The following is a 20,988-nucleotide window of genomic DNA, read 5'->3' on the forward strand; positions in this document are numbered from 1 at the left end:
CCCGCGGAGCGGGTAGATCCCTGCTTCGCAGGGATCGAGGGGAACCCCCGCGCATTGCGCGGGGGTTGGCGAAGTGACACCTCCCCGCTGCGCGGGGAGGTCCGGCTTTGCGCTGCGCTTCGAGCCGAGAGTCCCTTTCGCTGCGCTTCAGGGACTTCGTGAGCCTGTTGACACAGGCTCAGGCGGCCCCGGTTCCCGGGGCCTTGGGTCCGTCCGCTGCGCTCCCGGACCGAGGGCCCGCTTCGCGGGCGGCTGGCTGTGAGGGAGCGGGTGGGGTGTTTCCTTCGCGGAGAACTTTCCGGGAATCCGGATTTGGGGTTGGTGCCTCCGGGTTGGAGATCGTGATGGTTGTGCTGCGGTGTGTGCGGGCGGGGGTGATGTCCGTTCCGCTTCGTTGGACAGCCATCCAGGTCCTGTCCCCCTGCCGTGGTGTCAGTTTCGGGGTGTGTACCAGGGCACCACGCGCAGCAGGAGGTCGAGGGTGTGGCGGGCTGCTGTGCGGGTGGCGGTGGTGGGGGCGAAGGCTGCGGCGAGGGCGAGGGTGGCGGTGGTCGCGCCGAGTGCGGCGGTGAGGATGAGCAGGAGGCTGATCAGGTGGCCGGGGTGGTGGAGGGCGCCGGCGATGAGGAGGGTGAGGAGCGCGGTGGTGAGGCCTGCAGCGGTCCTGGTCCGGGTGCGGTTTCGCTGTTCTGGGGTCACGGATGGGCCTTTGTCTTCTTGGAGCTGGCTGGTGTCTGGGTAGTGCCGAGTCCAGTGAGCCAGAGCCGCAGGTCCGCAGAGAATTGCACCTCTCGGGGTTGTAATGGTGGACATGGCACGAGGAGCGCCGAGTCCGGCTGATCTGCAGGTGGTCCGTGAACTGGCTGCGCGTGGGCTGGTGGTGACGGCCAGCCAGTTGGAGAGCTGGCGGCGGGTGGGGTTGTTGCCGCGGCACCGGCGGCGGGGGCTGGGGCGTGGCCGGGGGTCGGTGGTGGACGTGGTCGATCCGGCGGTGGTGGAGAGCGCGGCGATGCTGGCGCGGCATCTTCGCCAAGGGCGGGATCGTCGGTTGGCGGTGCTGGAGTGGTTCGCCGAGGCCGGCATGGCCGGGCGGCCGGGAGCGGTGCAGGTGCCGGAGCCGCCGGTGGCCGCTGTGCGTGAGGCCGTGGTGTGGGTGCTGCGGGGGACGATGTCGCATCGGCTGCTGGAGATCGCTCGCGGGGCGGCGGGGGCGGGTGAAGAGGCCGCCGATGCCCTGTATGAGGTCGCCGGCCGGCTGATTGGGGCCCGTCCGTACCGCGGGGCTGCGAATCCCGCCCTGGTGCGTGCCGCGCTTGAGGCTGACGAGGACGTGCCGGACGGGCCGGACTTCACCGGGGTGGTGCACCTGGTCGCGGCGATTGGTCTGGGGGCGCAGGAGGTGGGAGCGGATGCGCTGGCGGAGGCGTTCGCCGCCTACGGCTGGTTCGGGCTGACGGCCAGGGATTGGGCGCAGATGCTGGGGGCGGTTGAGCGTGGTGAGAGCCCGCCGGTGGACTGGGGGCTGCTCCAGGAGCGCGCGGACGTGCTGGGGCCGGTTCAGCAGGCCAGTGACGAGCAGTTGCTGCGGGCCCGGACGGTGCTGCTCGGGCTGCGGATGTTCTACGGGTTGTACGCGATGCACGCCTTGTTCATGCCGGATACGCCGGCACTGGCCGCGCTGCGGGCGCGGATCGACGAGTGGGGCATGTTCCCGGTCCTGAACCACGTCATCACTCTGGGCCCCTCCCCCAGGCACTTCGCCGAAGGCCTAGCCGTCTGTCTCGAGCCGCTCTTCGACGGGCTGTACGAGACGCTCATGGAACAGCTCGCGGCCGACCCCGCCCTCTTCCGGCTCCCCGGAGACGAGAGCGGCGCGGCCGGCTTCATGGAGAGGTGGATCGGTACGCTGCGCGGACGGGCTCAGGCGGGCCGGGGAACGATGTGATTCCGGTAAGGAGAGCGTGCGGCGCCAGGCACGGCCGGGGGCGCCCGTCAACAGCGCGGCGCCCCCGGCAGCTGATGGACGATCACTCACCATGTCGGTCGGGCGCGTCGGCGCGCGGGCCGGGTGCCTGTCGCGCGTCCCGGACCGGGTAGCGGACCGGGAGTGGGGTGCGGCGGCGCTGCTGGTGGTGGTGCCAGCGGGCCCGCCACCAGGCCAGCCGGTGCTCGGAGTCCTGAGGGAAGACGGACTGGATGACGGTGACGAGCAGGCCGAGTGCGAAGCAGGCGAAGGCGATGGCGGTCAGCCACCACGGGGCGCCGATCAGGGCCAGGACGAGGCCGCTGATGCCGGTGGCGACGGAGGAGATAAGTGGTCGGGTCGGGTTGTGCATGGAAGGGTTCCCCCTCGGGCGGGCGTACGTGTGAAGTACGCGGGATGTCGGTAATCCGGGCGTCGTTTGCTCGGCCTGCATCCCTTTTTACGAAGAGGGTCCGTGCCTGTTGTATCGGTGGGTGTCACACGCTTTCTCCCGGAGGTCACCGGCGCCGTCGGGAGCTGCGCTCCCTGGGGGCGTAGCGGTCGAAGGCCTCGCCCCACGCCTGCTGCATCGAATGCTGCCTGATCAGAGAGCTCCTCGCGTGTGCGACGGTGGCCAGCCACTGCACGAGGTCGGTGGAGGCGCCGGCCAGGAACTCCCCGGTCACCGACTGTCCCGGCCACCGCCAGGTCGCCTTGTGCACCCGGAACCGTGCGCCGATCCGGCTGTCGAGGCGGGTGGCCTCGTCCGTGAATTGGCGGACGTTGCCGCGCACGTGCCGTAGGTGCCGCAGGTCCTCCTCGTCGCAGCCGTCCAAGGCCAGCTCGTTGATGATCTCGTCCATGGCCTGCAGGGTCGCCGTGCGGGCCTGGGCCATAGCCTCCTGACGTTCCTCGGCGCTGATGAGACCGAAGTCGTATGCCGCACCCACCGGGACGTCCAGCGCGAGATAGAGGTCGGGCTCGTCCTCGTCGCCGAACTCGTGTTTCCAGTCAACGAGTAGGGCCTCGATGTACTGGAGGATCTGATCGGGCGGCAGACCGGCCGCGGCGGCGAGCAGTGCTGCGGCGCCGGGCACGGGCTCGTAGCCCGGCGCGTCCGGTCGGCGCTGAAGTGGCCACACGGCCTGCCGGTTGCGGTGGGGAAAGGCCAGGACGCGGCCCTCACCTGTCCATGCCGCGTACGGCTGCGGCAGCCCGCCGGTGTCCGCGGAGGCCGGGGCGACGGCGCGCCAGCCGGGCGGGCGGGTGAGCACCCAGCCGGGCGGGTGGACCGCGTACTGGGGCGTGTCCGTCCGGGTGCGGTGGGTGAGCCAGTCCTCGAAGACCTGCAGAGCCACCTGTCGTTCGGCCCGCCACACCGCGGTGCCGCCCCGGCCACTCCAGTCGTAGTCCGTGGTCCCCCGCTTGAGGTAGCACCGGCGCTCCTCGTCTGCGTGGAGAGTGTCCTGATGCAGGTCCTCCCAGGCCTCGCCCTCCTCCTGCAGCATCCGTGCGTTCGCCTCGGCCTGCGGGCCGGTCAGCAGGTCGCGGGCAATGTTGTCCGCGACCTGGAATCGGGTTGGGGAGTGCCAGGCCACGTCCTCCTCGAGGGCCGTCGCGATCCTCAGCAGGCGCTGGTCGTACTCATCCAGCTTGGTGTCGGACGTCCAGGCCGTCGCCTTACGTAGCTCGTCGGCCGCGTCCAGGAGGTCGAGCTCCGGACCGGTGATGAGCGCGGCGGTCGCCAGCCGCCACAGGTTGCGGGCGGCGCGGTGCCGCAGGAGGGGAAGCAGCCCGTCCAAGAACTCGTCCGTGAACGGCTCGGCCACCGCGATGGCGGTCACCACCGCGTCGGTCAGCACCCGTCCTTGGTAGTCTCGAAACGCCCGCTCGTACTGCCCCGGCAGCAGCAGCGAGACTGCGCGGGCCCGCTCCAACAACGCGGAGCTCGCCCTCAGCCGCAGGGGCCGGTCCTGACGCGGATCCTTACGCCAGCGCGGCGGGGGCGGGTAGCGCAAGACGGTGGAAATGTGCGTCAGCCGGTCGTCGGGATCAATCTGCTCCTGCCGCTCGACATGCTCGGCCAGCAGCCGGCGCACGGTCGCGTCCCGCGAGGCGCCCTGCCGGGCCGCGACGGCGGCCAACGCATCGAAAGCACAGAACGGGACCCTGACATTGGTCTCCATGTACTCCGGATTCACAGGCATCCAGGGATTATCCGGACGACACTGCCCCCAGCGCGACACGGGGCACGGCCCGGAGCGCACCGACCGTCCGCAGCCACGGGGTGCGCCCCGTAACGCACAGCAACGGCCGCCCCGGGTCTCGCTCCAGCCAAGGACGTAACCCTGGAACCTTTATGTCGCGTGCGGCTACGGCAGGCGCGGCAGGACTCACGGTCCCTCGGGCCTGCTTGAGCGTCCCCAGCGGTCGGGCAGCGGCTTGTACCGGGCCGTCAGGACGCCGGCTTTGCGGGCTTTGCTGGTCCAGCTCGATGCCGTCCTGTAGCTGACGTTCCAGAGGGTGCAGATCAGAGGCAGTGGTGGCTGTTCCTGGGCCAGGGCAAAGAGGTAGGCGTCGGTGACCTGGCGCAGGTGGTCTGGCCCCCGGGTCCGCACGGGTTCACCCACGACGCCCCGGGCCGTGGCGAGGTAGAGGTTGCCCTGCAGAGCCGCGAGCCCGCGGGCGAAGACGTCGTCGAGCGGAGCAGCGGCAAGAGCTTTGGCCGTCAGGTGCGTTCGCCAGCCGCCGGCGTGCGTGATGTCGGGCTGGATCGCCCATCCACGGACGAACACGTTGCCCTCGCGGGCACCAGGTTCGATGCGGAAGGACCAGTCGGGACAGTCGGGCAGGTCGCGCAGTGTCGCTCCGTTGGTTCCCACGGTGGTCTGCGAGGAGGGCGGTTGGCGTGGCGGACGCGGCAGCGGGATCACCCCGCGCCGGTCCGGCTCGGTGCGGGGGCAGTGGCGGCTGGAGAGCGGATCCTGTCCGAGGACCTGACGCCTGCGCGCCTCGGCCAGCCAGTTGTCCACGGTGTCCACTCCCTTGCCCCAGACAGCGGCGATCACATGGCGCGGCGGGAGGTGGCGGGCGACCGCATGCGCGTAGACCGCGGCGACGAGCAGGCAGAAGTCGCGGCTACCGCCCCGGGGACGCCGCGTCCAGTCGGCATCGAGCTGCTCGGCGGCGCGCGTGGAGATGGTCGCCGCCACGGTGGCGATGGCCAGCACCCGCTCCCAGTCGACGGCGCGCACCGCCCTCGGCGTCACCCTGCCGGGGCGGGCGCCAGGAACACGCAGGCGCAGGGCGGCAGGCCGGTGGATGTCGTGCTCGCTGCGGCGCAGGCCCACCGTGAAGACAGCGGTCCGGGCACCCTCCAGCCCGCTGATCTCGACACGCCCGGCCTCCGCTCCGGGCCGCTCGGAGGCGGCTCCCTTGTCGTACAGGGTCACCGACACCCACATGGGTCTCCTCCTCTCCCCCAAGTCCTCATCCTTGGGTAATCAGAGCGGAAATGGGAGATGGTCTGCACGGGGGTGGGCGCCATACGGTCGAAGCACCGGCCACCAAGGTCGCTCGTCCGCCAACTCCCCCGCCTGTAGGAGAAGTTCGTCATGCCCGCTTCGCCGACGCCGTCCGTGCAGCCCTCCTCCCCAGTCCGTCTTCCGATGTGGCTGCGGCTGGCCCGGCCCGCAGCCTTCCTGCTGGTCATCGTCTTCGCCAGCGTGACGACCTACCAACTGGTGACGGGCCCGTCCCTCACCACGGCGCCCTGGGCGACCATGACCGCCGCGGTCTCCGCGGTCTGGGTGGGTCTGCTCATGTACGGCGCCCATGTACGCGCCCAGCGCTAAGTCATCGCCGCGACCGAGCGGATGTTGCCCGGGCAGTCGCAGACAGATGGCGCGGGCCCACTCCACCAAGTCGGTGGGCACCCTTCCGAACCGTCGGTGTCCCGTTGTGGACGTCCCGGGCATCACGCGACCGCAGGCGAGGGGCCTCCCCTGGGCGTTTGAACGCTGCAGTGCAGGACGGCCTGGCGGCTGTCCAGCGTCGTGAGGTCCTGTCCGCCTGGGCTGGTTGGCTGGGGGCGGAGAGGGCGAGCGCGTCCAGCAGGCCGGTCGGCGGCTCGTGTGGGGAAGTGGCGGCCGTCTGCGCCGCGTCCGAAGCTGTTTCCGGTGCGCGGGCGCCGGCTGCTTCTGAACAGCTCACGGCCGACCCGGCCCTCTTCCGGCTCCCCGGAGACGAGAGCGGCGCAGCCGGATTCATGGAAACGTGGACCCGCGTCCTGCGCCAGCAGACCACGACGGCCCAGGAGCGGGCGTCTGAGAGCTGTGAGGGGCCCCTGTAGGGTGCGCCGCTTCCGCCCGGCCAGGGTGACCCACTCGGGCCCCGGCACCGGTGTATGGGTCTATGTCGTTGGGGCGGTCTGGTGGCGCTTGGCGCGTTCGACCTGGCGCAGCAGGAGGTCGGCGAACTGGATGATCTCTGCCGCCTCGATCGGGTCGTCGAAGTCGACGGTGCGGTGGCTGGCAGGGTTTTTGTAGGCGCCCATGGCGCCGGCGAACAGGTTGGCGGTGGCCGCCTGTTCGCCGCCCTCTGCTTCCGCGTCGGCGAGCGTGCCGCCGGTCTTGCCGTTCTCGTGAGGCCGGAACGCTTCGCGCATCAGCTTTACTCCGACCAGGGAGTTGTCGAGCCCGGAGGCGTCGCGGACGGCGACCTCGACCGCCTTCATCGCGGCGAAGCACGCCGTCTCGTAGTCACCCAGGTCGAAGTTGGTGCGCACCGTGCCCTCCAGATCCGGGTGGAGTGGGCCGGAGAGCCGTTCGCGGGCCTCGAACCGCGTGATGCCCTGCGGGTCCTTCGCCAAGTCCCTGCCGTCGCGGGAGATCCGGCGAAAGGCCTCGGACTGGCTGGGCTCCCGGGACAGCAACGCCTGAGCCTCCAGCCAGCACCAGGCATCGGACAGCCGGTTCACGAGCGCGTCTGCATCCGGCTCTTCCTGGAACGCCTGCCGAGCCGAGTTCATGGTGCTCACGTACTGCAGGTATCCGGTACTGCTGGCGAGGTGCTGCAGGAGAAGGAGTGCGACATCCCGCGTGGGCAGCTGCCGGATCTGTTCTGCCGGAACCGGCGGTATGTACTGGAAGTTCATGAGCCACAACGCTACGGCGCAGCACTGACACTCCGCGGTCTTACGGGCGAAGGCCCGCCCGCCTCGGTCCATGGCGAGGCGGCCACGGGGCCCCCGCTCTGGGTGTCGGCGCGTTGGCTGCTCTCACCCGGGCCGGGTCTGTGCACCGTGGACAGGTCCTGCTCGCTTTTTGGGGTTGAGCTGCGGCTTTGTGGCGGAGGCGGAAGGTACGTCAGGTCCGGGCTCGGTGGGGTGGAAGTCGCGGGAGCGGGGCGGGTGGTGCCACGATCGGCTCACCGTGCCGGCTGGGTTCGTTGCCGGCCGGGCCGTCACGTCAATCGTTTGTGAGGCCTCGTCATGTCCGTTGTCCCGCCCTGCGCCGGTTCCGTCGGCGCCCCGCCCTCCGTCGTGGCCGAGCCCGCCTCCGGCAGGCTCGGTGCGGGCGAGGCGGCCGTCGTCATCACCGTGGTTGCCGCGGTGACCGTGCTCGCCGTCCTGCAGCGCCCGATCCCTCTGGCGCTGACCCTGCTCGCGGGCGCCGTGATCCTGCTGCTGGCCGGGCGCCGCGCGGGCCGGCTCCTGGCAGCCGTCGCCGCACTCTCCGCCAGCGGCGGCCGCGGATGAGCCGCAGAGCACCCGGGCCCGCCGAAGCGGAACTGGCCCGGCTGCGCGGCTGGTTGCGCGCGGCGAAGGGGCCGCGAACCTTCGGCTCCCTCGCGCGGCGGGCCAGTGCCGGGACGATGCCGGTCGCGGCATGCACCTTGCGCCGGGCCCTGGACGGGCGGCTGCCCACTCTGTACACCGTCCAGGCGTTCGCCCGGGGCGCGGACGCCGACGAACAGGAGGCGGCGCGGGTGTGGGCGGTGGCCGCGGCCGCCGTCCATCCGGCGCCCGTGCGGCGGCCGGTCACGTACGTGTCCGGGCGCGGCATCACCACCCTGGCAGGACTGGCCAGGGCCATGATGAGGGTCCGGGCGAAGGCCGATGGGCCGAGCCTGCGCCGACTGGCCGGCTCACCCGAGGCCGCGGGCCGCATCTCACGCAGCGCCCTGCACAACGCCCTCACCGGCCAGAGGCTGCCCAGCGAACAGCTGCTGGCCGGCTTCGCCGCAGCGTGCGGTGCCAGCGAGGAAACCACCCGCGCGCTGCTCGACGCCCGCGCGCGGATCCTGGCCGGACCCCAGCCCCGAGCGCGAGCGTGGACCGCCGAACAGGCCAGGTACCAGATGCTGCGTGATTTGGGCGTGCCTTATTGGATGCGGAACGAGGACATCAACACACTCGACCTTGGCGTCGATCCCGATTTTCCGGTGTGTCGGCGGCCCTCGCCCGCGCGGAGAACGGCACAACGTCACCGGCGCCGACGAAGCCAGCGCCGACGGGCGGCGGCGAACTCGGCTGCTACGAATGCCAGTTTACGCAACGAGGAGGCAAATACCGGACAGGACTAGGTGCGGCCGGCGCCCTGGGGACGGTGGGGCTGGTGCGCGGCGGACTGCTCCTCTCCGTGGCCGTGGCCTGCCGGACGGCCGGGGCCCGGGGCGGGGTAGTCGGCGGCCCGCTGCTGCCCCTGTTCCTTCAGCTCCCGGAGGCGTCGGCGGACCTCGCCAGGTCCACACCCAGCACCTCGCGGCCGAGCTCATCGAACTGCAGCGCCTGCTCCTCGGATGCCTCGGTGAGCTACCGGAGAAACCGCTGCTCGGCCCCGTCCCCGGCGCGGGCCACGTACCCGAACTCCCGTCCCCCTTCACAGCCCCGCCGCCGGGCGCTGGAGGTAGTGATCGGGGTCTGGCGGGACGAAGCGGAGATCCGGGGCCGCCGCGCCCTGACCGCCTTCACGCCAGAGCGGCGACGACGGCCGCCAGTACCTCGTTCACGGCGAACGTCCGGCCCTCACCGGCCACGGCCAAGGAGAGACGATCTGTGGCGGCTGCCGCATAGCAGCAGCCCGCACACGTCGCTGGCGAAATGACGGCCGCGCCCGCTATGCGGTTCCGCCTTTGCCCCAGGGCCACCGCCTGCGGCCGACCGCCGGGGTCTCGCGCCCTCCGGCAGGGGACGCGTCTCGGTCTCCTTCTGAGTGGGTCTGGCCGAGTACAGCGGCCTGCACGGCCGGCCAGTCCTGCGTGCGCCACCAGCGCAACAGGTCGCCGGAGGCGATCACGGGAAACGGGAGCGCGTCGACGACCCTACGCTGATACACCTCTGCAGTGCGGTCCGCGGGGTCAAGGCTATGCTGGTGGTTGACGATCAAGGCTGCGCAGGTGACAGGCTGGCCGGGGCGCAGTTGCGGCCATTTCTCCAGATGGCGGTGAAGCTGCGAGATCAGTTTCTCCCCCGCATTCTTCGCGGCGGCCTTCACCTCGACCAGGCAGGTGGACCCGTTCAGCACGGCGAGCAGGTCGGCGGACAGGGTGCCGCCCAATTCCTCGTCCAGCTCGGTGACGGCGAAGCCGGCGGCACGCAGTACCGCGGCCACCGCGTCTTCCAGCTCCTTGGCGCTGCCGTACAGCAGACCGGACCGCATGGGTTCGGCCTCCTGCCGCGCCCGCTTCAGTTCGCCCTCGAGGCGGGCTTTGTCCTCCAGGTAGCGGCGCTCCAACTCTTCAAGAGAGCTGCGTGCTTGTGTCTCGGCGGGGGTTTCCAGGGCAGGATCGACATGGTGGCGTGAGCGGACGCGGCGCAGTGCGGCCGGTACGTGCTCGGGAAGGGCGCGCTGGACGAGCCACTCGACCACCTGGTTCCAGTCGACCCCGTCAGGGATCACGTACCAGATCTGCTGGCCGTCCCCGGACGTCCAGCGTGCGACGACGGGCTTGCCCAGGCTGTCGACGAGGATCGGCACCAGTTCGCCCTCGGGCTCGCGAACCGTCGTTCCGCGCCGGCCCTCCAAGGCGCTCGCCTGCAACGTCATCGCCCACCAGGGGGCATTGGCGGGGCGGTTGAGCAGTCTCAGTCCGAGGTCGCGGTCGGTCGCATTCAGCCCGGGAGCCAGGGAGACTTCCGCCTCCGCAAGCAGCCGCTCGCCGACGATCGCGCCAGAGAAGTGGCGGAAGTCCACGCGGCCGCCGGGCCGGCCGAAGACCGACCACCCGCGGTCATCGTCATCGTCTGCCGTGCCCATCGTGGCGATGATGAGCCCAGGCTCGCCGCGCAAGTCTGCTCCGGACAGGAACCTGTCGAACTCGTCGGCGCCGCGACCGGAGAAGCTCGGGTTGATGGCGGCGGCGCAGGTGCCGGTGTCCGTGTCGAGCCAGCGCGGCTCGGCCCCATGCTTGGTCCAGGAGATGCCCGCGTATTTAGCTGAAGCCGCGACGAGCTTGGGCGCGTAGTCGACGGCCTGCGGATCGGGCTCTTCCTCCATCGGGGCGGGGTCGTAAACAGCGACGTGTACGGGGACGAGTCCGTTCGGAGACGAGGTGTGCGCGGCCATAGCCGAACCGTAGCGGCCAGGTGTGACACCGCCGCCGGCAGAACACAGCCCTTCTTGCGCCGGGGGTACGAGACGGGCAGCCGTTGGCCGAGTGGGGACACACGCTGGCACGCCCAACGGCAGGCTGGGCCGGACTCAGGTGAGTTACTGTCGAGGTACGCCTACGGGCGCTACGTCCACGGACATCCGGACCTACGGGTCCTCTCCCTACGAGGAGTTTGCGTGCTTACGCTTACACCCATCGAACGCGACATGCACCGCCTTCTCCGCTCTCTTGCGAAGGCTGGCGATCCGGTCGACCCGCTTTCCGCCTGCATCGGCTACAAGGAGTTCGCACAGCGCGTTGACCCGCACGGCTTGGACCCCTATACGTCGCAGGGCCAGATGCGTGGGCTCTACCCGAAGCTCGGCCACATCAGCGTGTACGAACACCAGCATAGTCGCCCGCTGCTGTCGGCACTTGTCATTCGCAAGGCAACTGGCCGGCCCGGGGCTGGCTTTGCCGACCTGGCGTCACAGCTCGGCTTCGAAGCCGCTGAGGAGGACGAGTTCTGGGAGCATCAGGTGGCACAGGTCGTGCGCTTCTGGTCTGCGGACGATCCGGTCATGCTGATGGACTCCGCGATGGATCAGGTGCTGAAGGAGCTTGGCTCGATCAGGCGCGCCGTACGCAGACTCGCCGCGCGGCCGGGCGAGAAGGGCTGATACCGGCGGATTGCGTCGCGGACAGGGTGCCCTGTCTCCCTCCCCTGAGCACCGCTTGCCGATGTGCGCCATGAGGGCCTGCCTCTAGGCAGGCCCTCACCCCGATATGGGGCGCGGCGTGGCTGCCCACGCGGGGGCGTCCGCGTGGGGTGCAGCACCCCCGTGGGGTACAGGGCCGGCACAGCCCCGCGCGCCGTGTCACAGCCGGTCCGTGCCGGGGAGGGTGACCCCGTTGGGCAACCCAGCACGCTGGTCAGGCGCCTGTGTCACAGTGAGCGACGAGAGCGGATAGGCGACAAGGGGGGCGGGCTGTCGTGCGGCGTGACCGAGGGCTTCCAGTGCTGCGGGAGAAGGAACTGTTGGCGGCCGGGGTGGACGTCGGGCCGCTGCGGCGGATCACCGTGGTCCTGGGGCGTGCGGGCGGCGGGAAGTGGCACGTTCCTGCCAAGGCGGCGTGCCTTCGTCGGTCCAGTCTCCGGTGAACAAGGACGCCACCAGGGTGGCGTGCTGCTCGGGAAGTTCACCGGCACGGTGCTTCGTACGGGCTTTCGCGAGCCAGGCCCCGATCTTGACCTGATCCCCGTCAACAGTGATCTCCTCGCGGGCGGTGGGGGCACGGCGCTCGCGGTGCAGGAAGAGCTCGAGGATCTGCACGGTCTGGGCGAAGGTGCGGCGGGAGCGGCGGACTGCGGTGAGCGGGTGGCTTTGCGGAGTAACACCGATGGCGGTCAGCAGACTCTGTTGTGGGCGGGCGAGGGTGCGCCAGCCGGTGAGCTGGCGATGCAGCCAGCTGCCGATCTTCACCGAGGCCAGAACGCTGTCGCGGTCGAGTGCGGCCGGGTCGTTGCCGGCGGCGAGATGTGTGCGCAGCAGATGGTACTTGCGGTGCCAGTCCGCGCCGTGGGGCAGTTGCCAGTCCGGGTCGATGGCCGCGAGGTCGGCGACGCGCGCCGAGGCGAGTTCGGCGCGTGCGGCCGCAGAGCGTTGTTCGGCGAGCCAGGCACCGAGAGGAGTGGTGGCGGGCGCGGCAAGGTGACCGTGGGCACGGTGGTAGTCGGTGGCGGCGGTGAGCCGGGCGCGCCAGGCGGCATCGTGCTTGTCCCAGACCATGCCCAGAGCGTCGAGTTCGGCGATCCAGTCGGTGTCCAGGCGGCCGGCTGTGCGGGCGTCGCGCATGGTGGTGATGAAGGTACCCAGGGCGAAGCCGTAGGCGTCGGTGTAGTCGGCGGGGACGTCAAGGTGGTGGTGGGCGTCGTGGTAGGCCTGGGCGGCGGCGAGGCCGGCGCGGCGGGAGCGGGAAACGGCCGTGTCGTGGGGGTTGAAGGAAGTGAGGTCGAGTGCGCGGGCGATGTGCTCGGGATGGGTTGTGAAGTCGAAGTGCCAGCGGTGCTGGATGAGATCGCTGATTTCTTTGGGTAGGCGGTTGGCCTTGCCGGGAAGGCGTTCGAGGATGCGGTGGTCGTGACTGGCAAGGGCCGTGCTGATAGCCCAGACGGCTTCGTAGGCGGTGCCGAGGATGTCGGTGGGGTCGGTGCCCGGGGGGATGTAGACGGGGATGACGAGGCTGGCGATCTTGCCGCTGACGGACAGGCGTAGGGCGCGGCCGAGGGCTTGGACGCAGCGGATGACGCTGCGGGTGGGGTCGGCGAAGACGATCGCGTCGACGCTGGGGATGTCGACGCCTTCAGCGATGACTTTGGCGTTGGCCAGAATGGCGCAGGGTGAGGCCGCGAACTCGGCGAAGGTTGCGGCGCGTTGCGCGGATGGCGTGTCGCCGTGGACGAAGAAGACCTCAGGGCTGGTGTCGGGGCACAGGTCCGGGCTGTGGGCGCGGAGGCGGCGCAGGGTGTGGGGCAGTTCGCGGGTGAAGCGTTTGGCGTCTTCGACCAGGTTGAAGTAGACCAGGACACGGCGCTGCTGGTGGGTGGCCATGGCTTTGAGGACGGCCAGGTGCAGGGCGGTGGTGCGCAGGGCCTCGTCGATGGCGGGCTGCTGGTCCGCGGTGGTGCCGGAGGGGGGCAGATTGAGGCGTGTGCGCAGGTCGTCGTCGGTGAGGGTGGGCACGATGATCCGGTAGTCCGCGACCCGGCCGTCTTCGATCGCGCGGGCGAGGGAGTACTCGAAGATCTTCTTGCCGTAGACGGCGGGGTTGTCCATCGAGTTGGCGCGGGCGTCACCCCCCTCCCCCGTCCGGGGCATCTGGCCGCGCGGGCGGGAGAGGTTCGCGGACTCGGCGAGATCAGGTGCGGCGAAGATGCGCGGGGTGGCGGTCATGTAGAGGCGACGCTCGGCACGGATGCGCGTGGCGTCGTGGACCGCGGCCCATTTCTTGTCGGCCCGGCCAGCGATCCGGTGGGCCTCGTCCAGGACCACAAGGTCGAACGGCGGTACCTGGTGTGCGGTGTGCTGGGTGTTCTCGATCTTGTCGAGGGAGTCGTAGGTGCACACCACCGTCAGGCCGGGCAGTGCGTTGCGGCCGGTGCCGACGGCGGCCAGAAGGGCGGCCAGGAGGCGGTAGTCGGTGACGGAGGCGACGTGTGCGTCGGCCAGGGCGTCGTGGGCGGCCGCGTCCATGGAGGAGACGATGACGACCGGCTCCTGGTGGCCGTCGCCGCGCAGGGCCAGAGCGGTCTGCGCGGCGAGGTCGAGGGTGGGGACGACGAACAGCAGCCGGCGCGCCAGCTGATGCGCGGCGCGGCTGGCGACGAGGGTTTTGCCGGTGCCGGTCGCAGCCACGTACAGACCTCGGGTGCCGGGCCGGCGCAGGTGCTTCAGAATCCTGCCGAGGGCCTCTTCCTGGTCCTCGTGCAGTGGAAGAGGCTTGCGTCGTCTGCGGCATGACGGCAGCTCCAGCCCCAGATCTGGCAGGTCCCGGACCGCCAGCGACTGGGGATCGGGCGCCTGGGGCGTAGGCGGTGGCATGGGGTCTCCGGGCGTGCGCGGCCGGCCAGGGGCGGAAGCGTCATCCGATTCTGTCAGTTCTCCCCCCGCCGTCACAGCCGTCTCTGCGTTCGCCTGATGTGGCGTGCGTTCTGCGCGCCGGTCAGGGGCTCTGCGGTGCAGGGGTCGGGGGCTGGGAGGGAACGGTTGGCGTGGAGGCAGGCGCGGTCTGGATGGCGAGTTTGCGGTAGCCGGTGGCGGTGATGGTGTGCCACGACAGGTAGAAGCCGACGGTGGCCAGGATTCCGAGGACGGTGGCCGTGGCGAGGAGGAGGGGTCGGTGTTCGACGGGGTAGCGCCCCAGTGCGAGATCGGTGGCCAGGGTGAGCAGGATGCTGTTGAGGACCCAGCCGCGGCAGATCCGCAGGCGGGACCGTGCGTAGTCGGCCCGGGCGGTGAGAGCAGGGGTCTCTGCGAGTTTCAGGCGGGCCTGGGCGTAGGCGGCGGATGTGCGAAAGGACTGGGCGCGCAGCTTGCGCCGTGCGGGGGTGAGGGCGGTGTCGGCTGCGCGGTCGATCAGGATGCCTAAGGCGTAGGCGAACGCGAGGGCTGCGCCGGCCGCGAGGGGTGTGCCGCCCACGGGAGCCAGTTTGCGGGTGTTGTCGGGACCGGCAATGGCAGCGGTCAGGATGCCCAGGCCGGTGAGGAAGCCGATGCCGACGACGAGGACTTCGACGAACATGGCGGTGGCGGCCACGACCGCGGAGGGTTCAGGCTGCGGCGGTCGGGTCACAGGTAGACGCTCCAGATTTCTGCCATGTCGCTGAGCATGGTTTCGGGCAATTCGTCGTACCACACGCCTCGTAACAGCATCTTGGCGGCGGTGAGGCGTTCGAAAATGATCAGGCTTTCCGGCTGGCTGGCCAGTATGTAGCGGCCGTGGGTTAAGAAGAGTTCGCTGGTGGGGCCGTAGTCGCGGTAGGCCGCTTCGAGCTGTTGACGGTACTGTTCTGTGAACTGGGCGAGCTTATTGGGGTAGTCGGGCTCGTTCTCGACGGTCTCGATCAGGACGTCGATGATGTCTTCGGACAGGTCGCGCCGGTACTCGTGCTCGGTGAACGTGCGGTACAGGAACTCTGCTTCGTCCAGGAGTCGGTTGGTGCGGGTGAAGTCAGGGTGTTGTGCCAAGACGTCTACCCCCCGTTCGACCTCGAGGTCGTACAGTTCGACCAGGGCGATCAAACGGTACAGCGACCTACTGACATCGCGGGGTACGTCGGTGGTGCCTGTTTTGTAGAGCAGCCGGTGGGACATACGGGCCCACAAGTCGGTTGCTTCGGTGCGGATTTGGATCTCGCACTCGTAGGGTCGGCCGTCGCTGTCGGTGAGGTCGCCGGCTGCGAGGACCTGGACGTGCAGGCGGGGGTACTGCAGCGTGTACTGGCCTTCGATGTCCTCTTGTTCTCGGTAGTCCTGGGGGTCTTCTACCAGTGTCAGGTTGTCCTTGACGACCTGAAGGGCCTGGTTGAGGAAGCCGTGGTGCTGGACGGTGATGCGGACGCCTGCCTTGTCCGTGATTTGAGTCCAGGGGTCGGCGTATTCCTTGTGGTAGGCCTTGGTGACGAAGCTGCCGATCTCCTTGGCCCGGGAGGTCACCTCGCAGGTGATGTGGGCGCGGGCGGTCTTGCGTCGTAGAAGGGCTGCGGTGAGCTGTGCCGCTTTGCGGATGTTGGGGAGTTCGGCCTGGTACCGGTGGAAGGCGTCGTTGACCGTGCTCACCCGGTTATGTCCGCCCCGGGTGCTTGGCCGTCTGTGTGCGGGGCGTCGGGTTTGCGGGGGCTGTAGTGGCTGCGTGTGGAGGTGATCTTGCCTTTGACGGTGACCGTGGAGGTGCCGTCGGAGTGGTCTTCGATCTTGATGTCCTCGCGTACCCGGTTGACGGGTGTGACGATGGAAATGCCGCTTCTGAAGCCGATCTGCAGCTCGCTGAGGCGTGGAGCCACCCGCGCGATGTCCTTGTCGAAGCTGCCCGTGGGGACGTCCTTGCTGGCCAGGTAGGTGAGGAAGCTGTCCTGGTCATGGAGGTCGAGGTGATCAGCGGCGAAAGCGGTCGGGTCCAGGGTCGCGTTGTTGGAGCGGAGCTCGACCAGGACGGCCATCAGATAGTCGACGCTCTTCTCGGGGTCGTCGACTCTTTTGTCGACCCAGTCGACTGCTGCCTCGTGAAATTGCTGGGTGACGCGCTTGGGGTCTTCCTTCTGCCGGCAGCCGAGGAAGGCCTGCAGCCAGAACTGCGCCATCTTGCCGCCCAGCTGCTTGTCCGCTGCCCACCCCTCGATGGGGCCATCGTCAGGGATGCCGTCGACGCAGAACAGGGCGGCCTTGTAGATCTTGTTGTGCTCGGTCATCAGGAGGTTGGCGAAGTAGTTCATGTCGAAGGTACGTTTGCCACCGACGAGTACCCCCTCGGCCCGGAACCCGCCCTCCTGTTCCAGTTTCACGATGAGCAGGGCCCTCTTGCCGGCAAGGCTCGCTGAGGCCACGAGGAGCAGCCCCGCGGGACTGTTGCCGCGCTGGCTTTCGAAGAGGAGTTCGGCCAGGTCGGTGGAGACGCTCACCAGGTCACGCTGCTCGGCGAGGTACTCGTAGACACGGTCCGGCAGGTTCGACTTCTTGACCTCGACCTCTTCCACGACCGGGCGCCCGTGCGAGGCGAGCGCGCCGCGGAAGTTGCCCTGGATCTTGGCACGCACATCCTCGCTGAGGCTGCACACCGCTTCGCTGAACTGGACTTGCGCTGGTACCGGGTCGTTCCGCTTGCGCGTCGGGACCAGGTGAAAGATGGCCTCGTCAACGACGAGTTGAGCGAATTCGCCCGACATGACCCACCCCGTAGATCTTTGAGTTGATGCCTATCGGCCGAGCATCAACCGCATGTCCGCGCCACGTCTGGGCCGACGGGCGTGTGGTGCTCCTCGCGGCGTGAACGCCCGTGACGCAAGGCCTTGCTGACCCCGCGTCAGGCAACCGAGGCGGCTATCGTAACGGTCTGTGCATGGCGCGGAGGGCGTTTGCCGGGGCGATATGCGGCTAGTCATCAAAATGACTCAAAATAAGTGAACCTTGTGCTAAATATGCGCGTCCGTCGCGGACTTCGTCCGTGTCATCGATCGCTTGGCGCACCGCACGCCGCCATGACTGGCACTCTCCGTCATCAGCGCCCGGGCGACCTCTCCCCGCCGTCCGGCCGCGGGACAAGTGGTGAGGCTCTGCGCTGTGAGCACATCGGGTCAAGGAGACGGCTGAGGACGGCGTCGTGTTCCTGGTAGATGACTCGCCCCGTCTCTTTCAGCCGGTCAGCCAGGTCGGGATCAGTGGTGTTCGGCAGCGGGCCGAGAGGAATGGCAGACGGCAGGTCGCCGGCTGCCTGAACCAGAGCGGCATCCATGGCGATGAGTGCTGCCCCGTAGGTCTGCTGCACCGTGGTGGCGATGTGCAGACCTGCAGTGTCGAGGTCTCCTGCGTAGCGCAGGGGAACACCCTGGTCGACGGCGAGTTGGAGCAGAACGTGGTCGACGGCCCGGAGTTGGCCGCTGGTGCAGGCCATCGGCTGGGTGCTGGCGCATTCCATCGCGGCCTCCAGGACGGAGGGGTTTTCGACGACGGTCAGCGGGTCGGGGGCCAGCCGCGGCGGGGTGCGGGTGAGGTCGAGAAGGTTGAGGGCGACCGGGGTGGTCGCCTCGTTGAGCCAGCGGTCGATGGGGCCGTCGCCGAGGGCGCGGACCTGGTAGAGCAGGACGGTGGCGGAGAGCCGATCGGCGATGATGCCGTGCTCGGCGAGCAGGGCGCGTATGTGGTCGGGGCGGGTGGGTTCGGGACGGTCTGCGAGTTCGGCGAGGGCGGCAATGAGGCGCTGTCCGGGCCCGGTTGCGGGGTCGAAATAGTGCGGGTCGCCTGCGTGGTCGTGGGCGAGTTTGGCCAGGGTACGGGGCGGTGTGTGCGGGAGGCAGCGAGTGATGGAGGCAAGCGCGTCGATGAGGCGGCGCAGCGCGGCAGCGGATTCTTCGTCGGCTCCTGAGGTGAGTCTGGCCCGCAGCCGGGGCAGATGCGGCAGCTGCTCCTGTGCATGGCGGATCACTTCCCGGCGCAGTTCGGCGGCGGCGAGGCGGCCGTGCCTGCGGTTGACGACTGCGCGGCCCACGGCGTCCTCGACCAAGGACTGCAAAGTGTCCGTGGTCAGGCCGAGGGCGGCCAGGAGCGGGGGCAGCGGCACCTTGACGCCGCGGTCGGTGCGGGGGACGCGAGTGCGGCCTCGTCGGCGCTGGGCGGATGTGTCAAGCCATGACTTCAGGGCGGCCACCGCGCCCGGCGCGAGGTCGGGCACGGTGACGGTGGCGATGTCGGCCGGGGCGCTGCCGGCGCTGAGGCGGTCGTGGATGGCCTGCCACAGCGGGGCAAGTTCCGGGTCGGCGGCGAGGAGGGAGTGATCGGCGGTCACGGGCTGTCCTGGGGCTGCACAGTGGTCACGTCGAGGGTGAGGGGCTGGGGTTCGCCGTGGCCGTGCCACAGCCAGGGGACGGTGATGCGGCGCCGGCCGGCGGTGACGACCTCGTGGACCATGGCCCGCTGGGTCTCCCGCTTGATCAGGGGGGTCATGAACGGGGCAGTGGCCAGGACGTCGAAGTCCCAGGAGCGCAGCAGGGCCAGGACCTGGCGCAGGTTGCGTTCGTCGAAGGCTGCGTCGATCTCGTCGACGGACAGCAGGCGGGGGCCGGCGTAGCCGGTGGCGGAGTACATCGACCAGGCGGCTGCCAGCAGGGGCAGCATGGTGGCCAAGCGCCTCTCACCGGTGGAAAGGGCCTCCAACGGGTTGGAGCGGGCGGTGATTTCTCGGAACTTCTCCTTGCCGGCGGCCTCGAATGAGGCGTGGGTGACGGAGATGGTCCAGTCGTACCAGCTACGGTAGTCGAAGGTGTGGGCGACGCGTTCTGCCCAGGGTTCGCCGGCCTTTTCGTTCATGCGCTGGCGCAGCGCGTCATACATCTGCTCGAAAGTGTCGTCGGAGGGCGGCTTGCCGATGAGGTCCACCATGCGCTGGGCCTCGGGGTCGTCGCGGACGTCCCATGCGACTTGGACGCCCACGTGGGCCACGCCCGTTCGGACGTCTTTGAGTGTGTCGTGGATCTGGGTGACCAGCTCGACGGCTGCTTGCCGGCGCAGCTGGATGTCGCGCTGCAGGCGGGTGAACAGGCTTGTCTTGAGGACCTGCTTGATGTCGGCGCGCAGATCGTCTTCGAGCTGAGCCGCGGTGGCCTTGAGGTCCTCAACGGCGGCGGGGACGTCTTGGCCTCGCACCGCGGCGGGGTCGGCGACGACGGCACGCCGCCAGGGGGTGTCTTCGATACTCAGCAGCGTGACCTGCCGGTCGAAGCCGGCCAGGCCCGTACTGGCCTTGCGGGCGGCGGTCTCCAGCAGGGCCAGCTCGCGGTCGCGCTGGCGTACCAGGGCGGTGCGGCGGTCGGTGCCGCCGGGAGCGTCGGCGAGCAGGCGCCTGGCCCAGGCCAGGCCCGTGGTGAGGTTGGCAGGGCGGCCGGAGTCAGTGGTGGGCAGGTCGTCAGGAACGGCAGCGAGGCGCTCGTCGGCCAGGCGGCCGAGCCGGGCCATGCAGGCATCGCGGTGTTTCTCCGCGGCTTCCCGCTGCGGGACGAGCATCCCCAGTGTGGCCTGGGCGGCGCTGGCTTGTTGGTCGGCATCCTGCTGGCGGCCGCGGCACTGTTCGGCGCGGTCTTCGGCCTGCCGCAGCTTCTCGGCCGTGGTGTCCCGGCGGGCTTGGAGCTCTTGGTACTTGGCTCCGTGCAGGGCACGCATTTCGGCGACCGTGGCGGCTTCCTCTTCAGCGCGTCGCTGGGACTGGGCGGCTTCCCGCTCGGCCTGGGTGTGGCGTGTGCGGCGCTCGGCGGCTTCCTGGCGGTCGCTGTCGGCCCGTTTGAGGAGGTCGGCGGCCCGCTGGGCGGCCGGGGCCCAGGCCTGGATGTGGCCGACGAGTTGGGCGGTGGTGTTCCGGCGGGCGTCGAGATGGTCCGGTTCGGTGCGCAGCATGTCGCCTGCAGGCAGGGCTGCTGCGCGGTTGAGTGCGCGCAGTGCTTCGCTGACGGCTTGGGAGGCTTGTTCGTGGCGGCCGGTGGCCTTGAGGGTTTCAGCGCGCGCCCGGTTCAGGTCCTGCTCGGCGGTGTCCTCGGCGGTGTGGGCTGCCTCGACGGCTTCGATCGCCGCGCAGGGGAAGGCTTCGTGTTCAGCGTCGGCGGCTTGCTGGGCGGTCGCGGCACGGGCGCGGGCGTCTTCGCTGGCTTCGGCGGCGGCGGCCTGGTCGGCTGCAGCCTCTGCGGCGGCTTGGGCCGCTTCGGCGGCGCGTGCCGCGCTGTGCCGGGCGTGTTCGTGGGTGAGGGCAGCAGCGGAGACGGCGGCGTTGCGGGCAGCTGCGGCTGCCTCGAGTTCGGCCAGAATCCGCTCCAGAGCGCGGTCGGCGTCGGCCAGTGCCGTGGCGGTGCCGACGGATATGCCGAAGCCGGCGGCGATCTGCGTGAGCGTGTCGTGGCGGCGGAGGTAGACCAGGCCCACGAGGGCACGCTGGTGGGGCGGCAGCTTGCAGCGGCGGTCACCCTCACGAGTGACGATGAGCATGGATACCCACTCGACCAGAGCATGAGGCAGGTCGAGTGCGGCAGGATGGGGAACCAACAGGGCTCCTGTGCCGATGGGTTGAGACTTCGAACACCTCCCTCAACGTCGTAGGAGCCCTGTGCGTTGCGGTCCTCATGCTGACTCGGCCTGCGTCACTCGATCAGTGGCCACTCTGAAAGAGCTCACTGTGTG

The 20,988-nt window shown here is 69.7% G+C and carries 17 protein-coding genes and 1 pseudogene; 5 read left to right on the forward strand and 13 right to left on the reverse strand.

The window, feature by feature from the left end:
- Positions 1 to 432: 432 nt before the first annotated feature.
- Entirely contained in the window at positions 433 to 699 is a 267-nt protein-coding gene (locus ACZ6AQ_RS28485) for a hypothetical protein (protein WP_191891818.1), read from the reverse strand.
- Positions 700 to 811: 112 nt separating this feature from the next.
- On the opposite strand from ACZ6AQ_RS28485, the gene ACZ6AQ_RS28490 reads away from it, so the two are divergent.
- Positions 812 to 1,945, forward strand: a complete 1,134-nt coding sequence (locus ACZ6AQ_RS28490) for a hypothetical protein (protein ID WP_468763605.1) — start codon at positions 812 to 814, stop codon at positions 1,943 to 1,945.
- 82 nt (positions 1,946 to 2,027) lie between these two features.
- Here the strand turns inward: ACZ6AQ_RS28490 and ACZ6AQ_RS28495 are convergent, their stop codons facing one another.
- From ACZ6AQ_RS28495 to ACZ6AQ_RS28505, 3 genes are all read right to left on the reverse strand, one after another.
- Positions 2,028 to 2,336, reverse strand: a complete 309-nt coding sequence (locus ACZ6AQ_RS28495; RefSeq protein WP_191891821.1) for a hypothetical protein — start codon at positions 2,334 to 2,336, stop codon at positions 2,028 to 2,030.
- 145 nt (positions 2,337 to 2,481) lie between these two features.
- Complete coding sequence (locus ACZ6AQ_RS28500; protein WP_468763607.1) at positions 2,482 to 3,825, reverse strand: hypothetical protein; 1,344 nt, start codon at positions 3,823 to 3,825, stop codon at positions 2,482 to 2,484.
- A 531-nt stretch (positions 3,826 to 4,356) separates the two neighbouring features.
- A complete protein-coding gene (locus ACZ6AQ_RS28505) occupies positions 4,357 to 5,427 on the reverse strand; it encodes a hypothetical protein (RefSeq protein ID WP_468763608.1) in 1,071 nt (356 codons plus the stop codon).
- Positions 5,428 to 5,577: 150 nt separating this feature from the next.
- Between ACZ6AQ_RS28505 and ACZ6AQ_RS28510 the strand changes: the two genes are divergently transcribed.
- Positions 5,578 to 5,817 (forward strand): hypothetical protein, encoded by a 240-nt coding sequence (locus tag ACZ6AQ_RS28510; protein WP_191891824.1) that lies wholly within the window; start codon positions 5,578 to 5,580, stop codon positions 5,815 to 5,817.
- A gap of 557 nt (positions 5,818 to 6,374) precedes the next feature.
- On the opposite strand, the gene ACZ6AQ_RS28515 is transcribed toward ACZ6AQ_RS28510, so the two are convergent.
- Positions 6,375 to 7,118, reverse strand: a complete 744-nt coding sequence (locus tag ACZ6AQ_RS28515) for a TIGR02391 family protein (RefSeq protein WP_191891825.1) — start codon at positions 7,116 to 7,118, stop codon at positions 6,375 to 6,377.
- A 336-nt stretch (positions 7,119 to 7,454) separates the two neighbouring features.
- Here ACZ6AQ_RS28515 and ACZ6AQ_RS28520 point away from each other — a divergent pair, with 336 nt between their 5' ends.
- Together ACZ6AQ_RS28520 and ACZ6AQ_RS28525 are read left to right on the forward strand one after the other, a co-directional pair.
- On the forward strand, positions 7,455 to 7,721 hold the full coding sequence (locus ACZ6AQ_RS28520; RefSeq protein WP_191891826.1) for a hypothetical protein: 267 nt from the start codon (positions 7,455 to 7,457) through the stop codon (positions 7,719 to 7,721).
- The gene (locus ACZ6AQ_RS28525) at positions 7,718 to 8,548 is read left to right on the forward strand and encodes a hypothetical protein (protein WP_468763610.1); all 831 of its coding nucleotides are present in this window, start codon (positions 7,718 to 7,720) and stop codon (positions 8,546 to 8,548) included. Before ACZ6AQ_RS28520 ends, ACZ6AQ_RS28525 begins: the two co-directional genes overlap by 4 nt.
- A gap of 533 nt (positions 8,549 to 9,081) precedes the next feature.
- Here ACZ6AQ_RS28525 and ACZ6AQ_RS28530 read toward each other — a convergent pair.
- Positions 9,082 to 10,530, reverse strand: coding sequence for a hypothetical protein (locus ACZ6AQ_RS28530; RefSeq protein WP_225051237.1), 1,449 nt, complete (start codon positions 10,528 to 10,530; stop codon positions 9,082 to 9,084).
- 222 nt (positions 10,531 to 10,752) lie between these two features.
- Between ACZ6AQ_RS28530 and ACZ6AQ_RS28535 the strand changes: the two genes are divergently transcribed.
- On the forward strand, positions 10,753 to 11,235 hold the full coding sequence (locus ACZ6AQ_RS28535; protein ID WP_468763612.1) for a hypothetical protein: 483 nt from the start codon (positions 10,753 to 10,755) through the stop codon (positions 11,233 to 11,235).
- Positions 11,236 to 11,631: 396 nt separating this feature from the next.
- On the opposite strand, the gene ACZ6AQ_RS28540 is transcribed toward ACZ6AQ_RS28535, so the two are convergent.
- The 7 genes and pseudogenes from ACZ6AQ_RS28540 to ACZ6AQ_RS28570 form a co-directional block, all read right to left on the reverse strand.
- Positions 11,632 to 14,157: a helicase associated domain-containing protein gene (locus ACZ6AQ_RS28540; RefSeq protein ID WP_468763613.1), complete on the reverse strand. Its 2,526-nt coding sequence runs from the start codon at positions 14,155 to 14,157 to the stop codon at positions 11,632 to 11,634.
- A gap of 121 nt (positions 14,158 to 14,278) precedes the next feature.
- Positions 14,279 to 14,872 carry a hypothetical protein gene (locus ACZ6AQ_RS28545; protein WP_225051239.1) on the reverse strand — a complete coding sequence of 198 codons (594 nt, stop codon included), beginning with the start codon at positions 14,870 to 14,872 and terminating at the stop codon, positions 14,279 to 14,281.
- Between the two features lie 32 nt (positions 14,873 to 14,904).
- Positions 14,905 to 15,894: a nucleotidyltransferase family protein gene (locus tag ACZ6AQ_RS28550; protein ID WP_191891833.1), complete on the reverse strand. Its 990-nt coding sequence runs from the start codon at positions 15,892 to 15,894 to the stop codon at positions 14,905 to 14,907.
- Positions 15,891 to 16,997, reverse strand: a complete 1,107-nt coding sequence (locus tag ACZ6AQ_RS28555; protein ID WP_468763615.1) for a nucleoid-associated protein — start codon at positions 16,995 to 16,997, stop codon at positions 15,891 to 15,893. Before ACZ6AQ_RS28555 ends, ACZ6AQ_RS28550 begins: the two co-directional genes overlap by 4 nt.
- A 332-nt stretch (positions 16,998 to 17,329) precedes the next feature.
- Positions 17,330 to 18,613, reverse strand: a complete 1,284-nt coding sequence (locus ACZ6AQ_RS28560; protein ID WP_468763617.1) for a DUF2399 domain-containing protein — start codon at positions 18,611 to 18,613, stop codon at positions 17,330 to 17,332.
- On the reverse strand, positions 18,610 to 20,214 hold the full coding sequence (locus ACZ6AQ_RS28565) for an SbcC/MukB-like Walker B domain-containing protein (protein ID WP_468763619.1): 1,605 nt from the start codon (positions 20,212 to 20,214) through the stop codon (positions 18,610 to 18,612). Before ACZ6AQ_RS28565 ends, ACZ6AQ_RS28560 begins: the two co-directional genes overlap by 4 nt.
- A gap of 423 nt (positions 20,215 to 20,637) precedes the next feature.
- Positions 20,638 to 20,853, reverse strand: a pseudogene (locus ACZ6AQ_RS28570) (helix-turn-helix domain-containing protein); the annotation flags it as partial.
- Between the last annotated feature and the right edge of the window lie 135 nt (positions 20,854 to 20,988).

The organism is Streptomyces sp. NPDC041191 (assembly GCF_055591945.1).

Bases quoted from the DNA above. Each gene is read 5' to 3' on its own strand.
- ACZ6AQ_RS28490 (WP_468763605.1), top strand. From the start codon at position 812: ATGGCACGAGGAGCGCCGAGTCCGGCTGATCTGCAGGTGGTCCGTGAA.
- ACZ6AQ_RS28495 (WP_191891821.1), bottom strand. From the start codon at position 2,336: ATGCACAACCCGACCCGACCACTTATCTCCTCCGTCGCCACCGGCATC.
- ACZ6AQ_RS28505 (WP_468763608.1), bottom strand. From the start codon at position 5,427: ATGTGGGTGTCGGTGACCCTGTACGACAAGGGAGCCGCCTCCGAGCGG.
- ACZ6AQ_RS28510 (WP_191891824.1), top strand. From the start codon at position 5,578: ATGCCCGCTTCGCCGACGCCGTCCGTGCAGCCCTCCTCCCCAGTCCGT.
- ACZ6AQ_RS28515 (WP_191891825.1), bottom strand. From the start codon at position 7,118: ATGAACTTCCAGTACATACCGCCGGTTCCGGCAGAACAGATCCGGCAG.
- ACZ6AQ_RS28520 (WP_191891826.1), top strand. From the start codon at position 7,455: ATGTCCGTTGTCCCGCCCTGCGCCGGTTCCGTCGGCGCCCCGCCCTCC.
- ACZ6AQ_RS28525 (WP_468763610.1), top strand. From the start codon at position 7,718: ATGAGCCGCAGAGCACCCGGGCCCGCCGAAGCGGAACTGGCCCGGCTG.
- ACZ6AQ_RS28530 (WP_225051237.1), bottom strand. From the start codon at position 10,530: ATGGCCGCGCACACCTCGTCTCCGAACGGACTCGTCCCCGTACACGTC.
- ACZ6AQ_RS28540 (WP_468763613.1), bottom strand. From the start codon at position 14,157: ATGCCACCGCCTACGCCCCAGGCGCCCGATCCCCAGTCGCTGGCGGTC.
- ACZ6AQ_RS28555 (WP_468763615.1), bottom strand. From the start codon at position 16,997: ATGTCGGGCGAATTCGCTCAACTCGTCGTTGACGAGGCCATCTTTCAC.
- ACZ6AQ_RS28565 (WP_468763619.1), bottom strand. From the start codon at position 20,214: ATGCTGCGCACCGAACCGGACCATCTCGACGCCCGCCGGAACACCACC.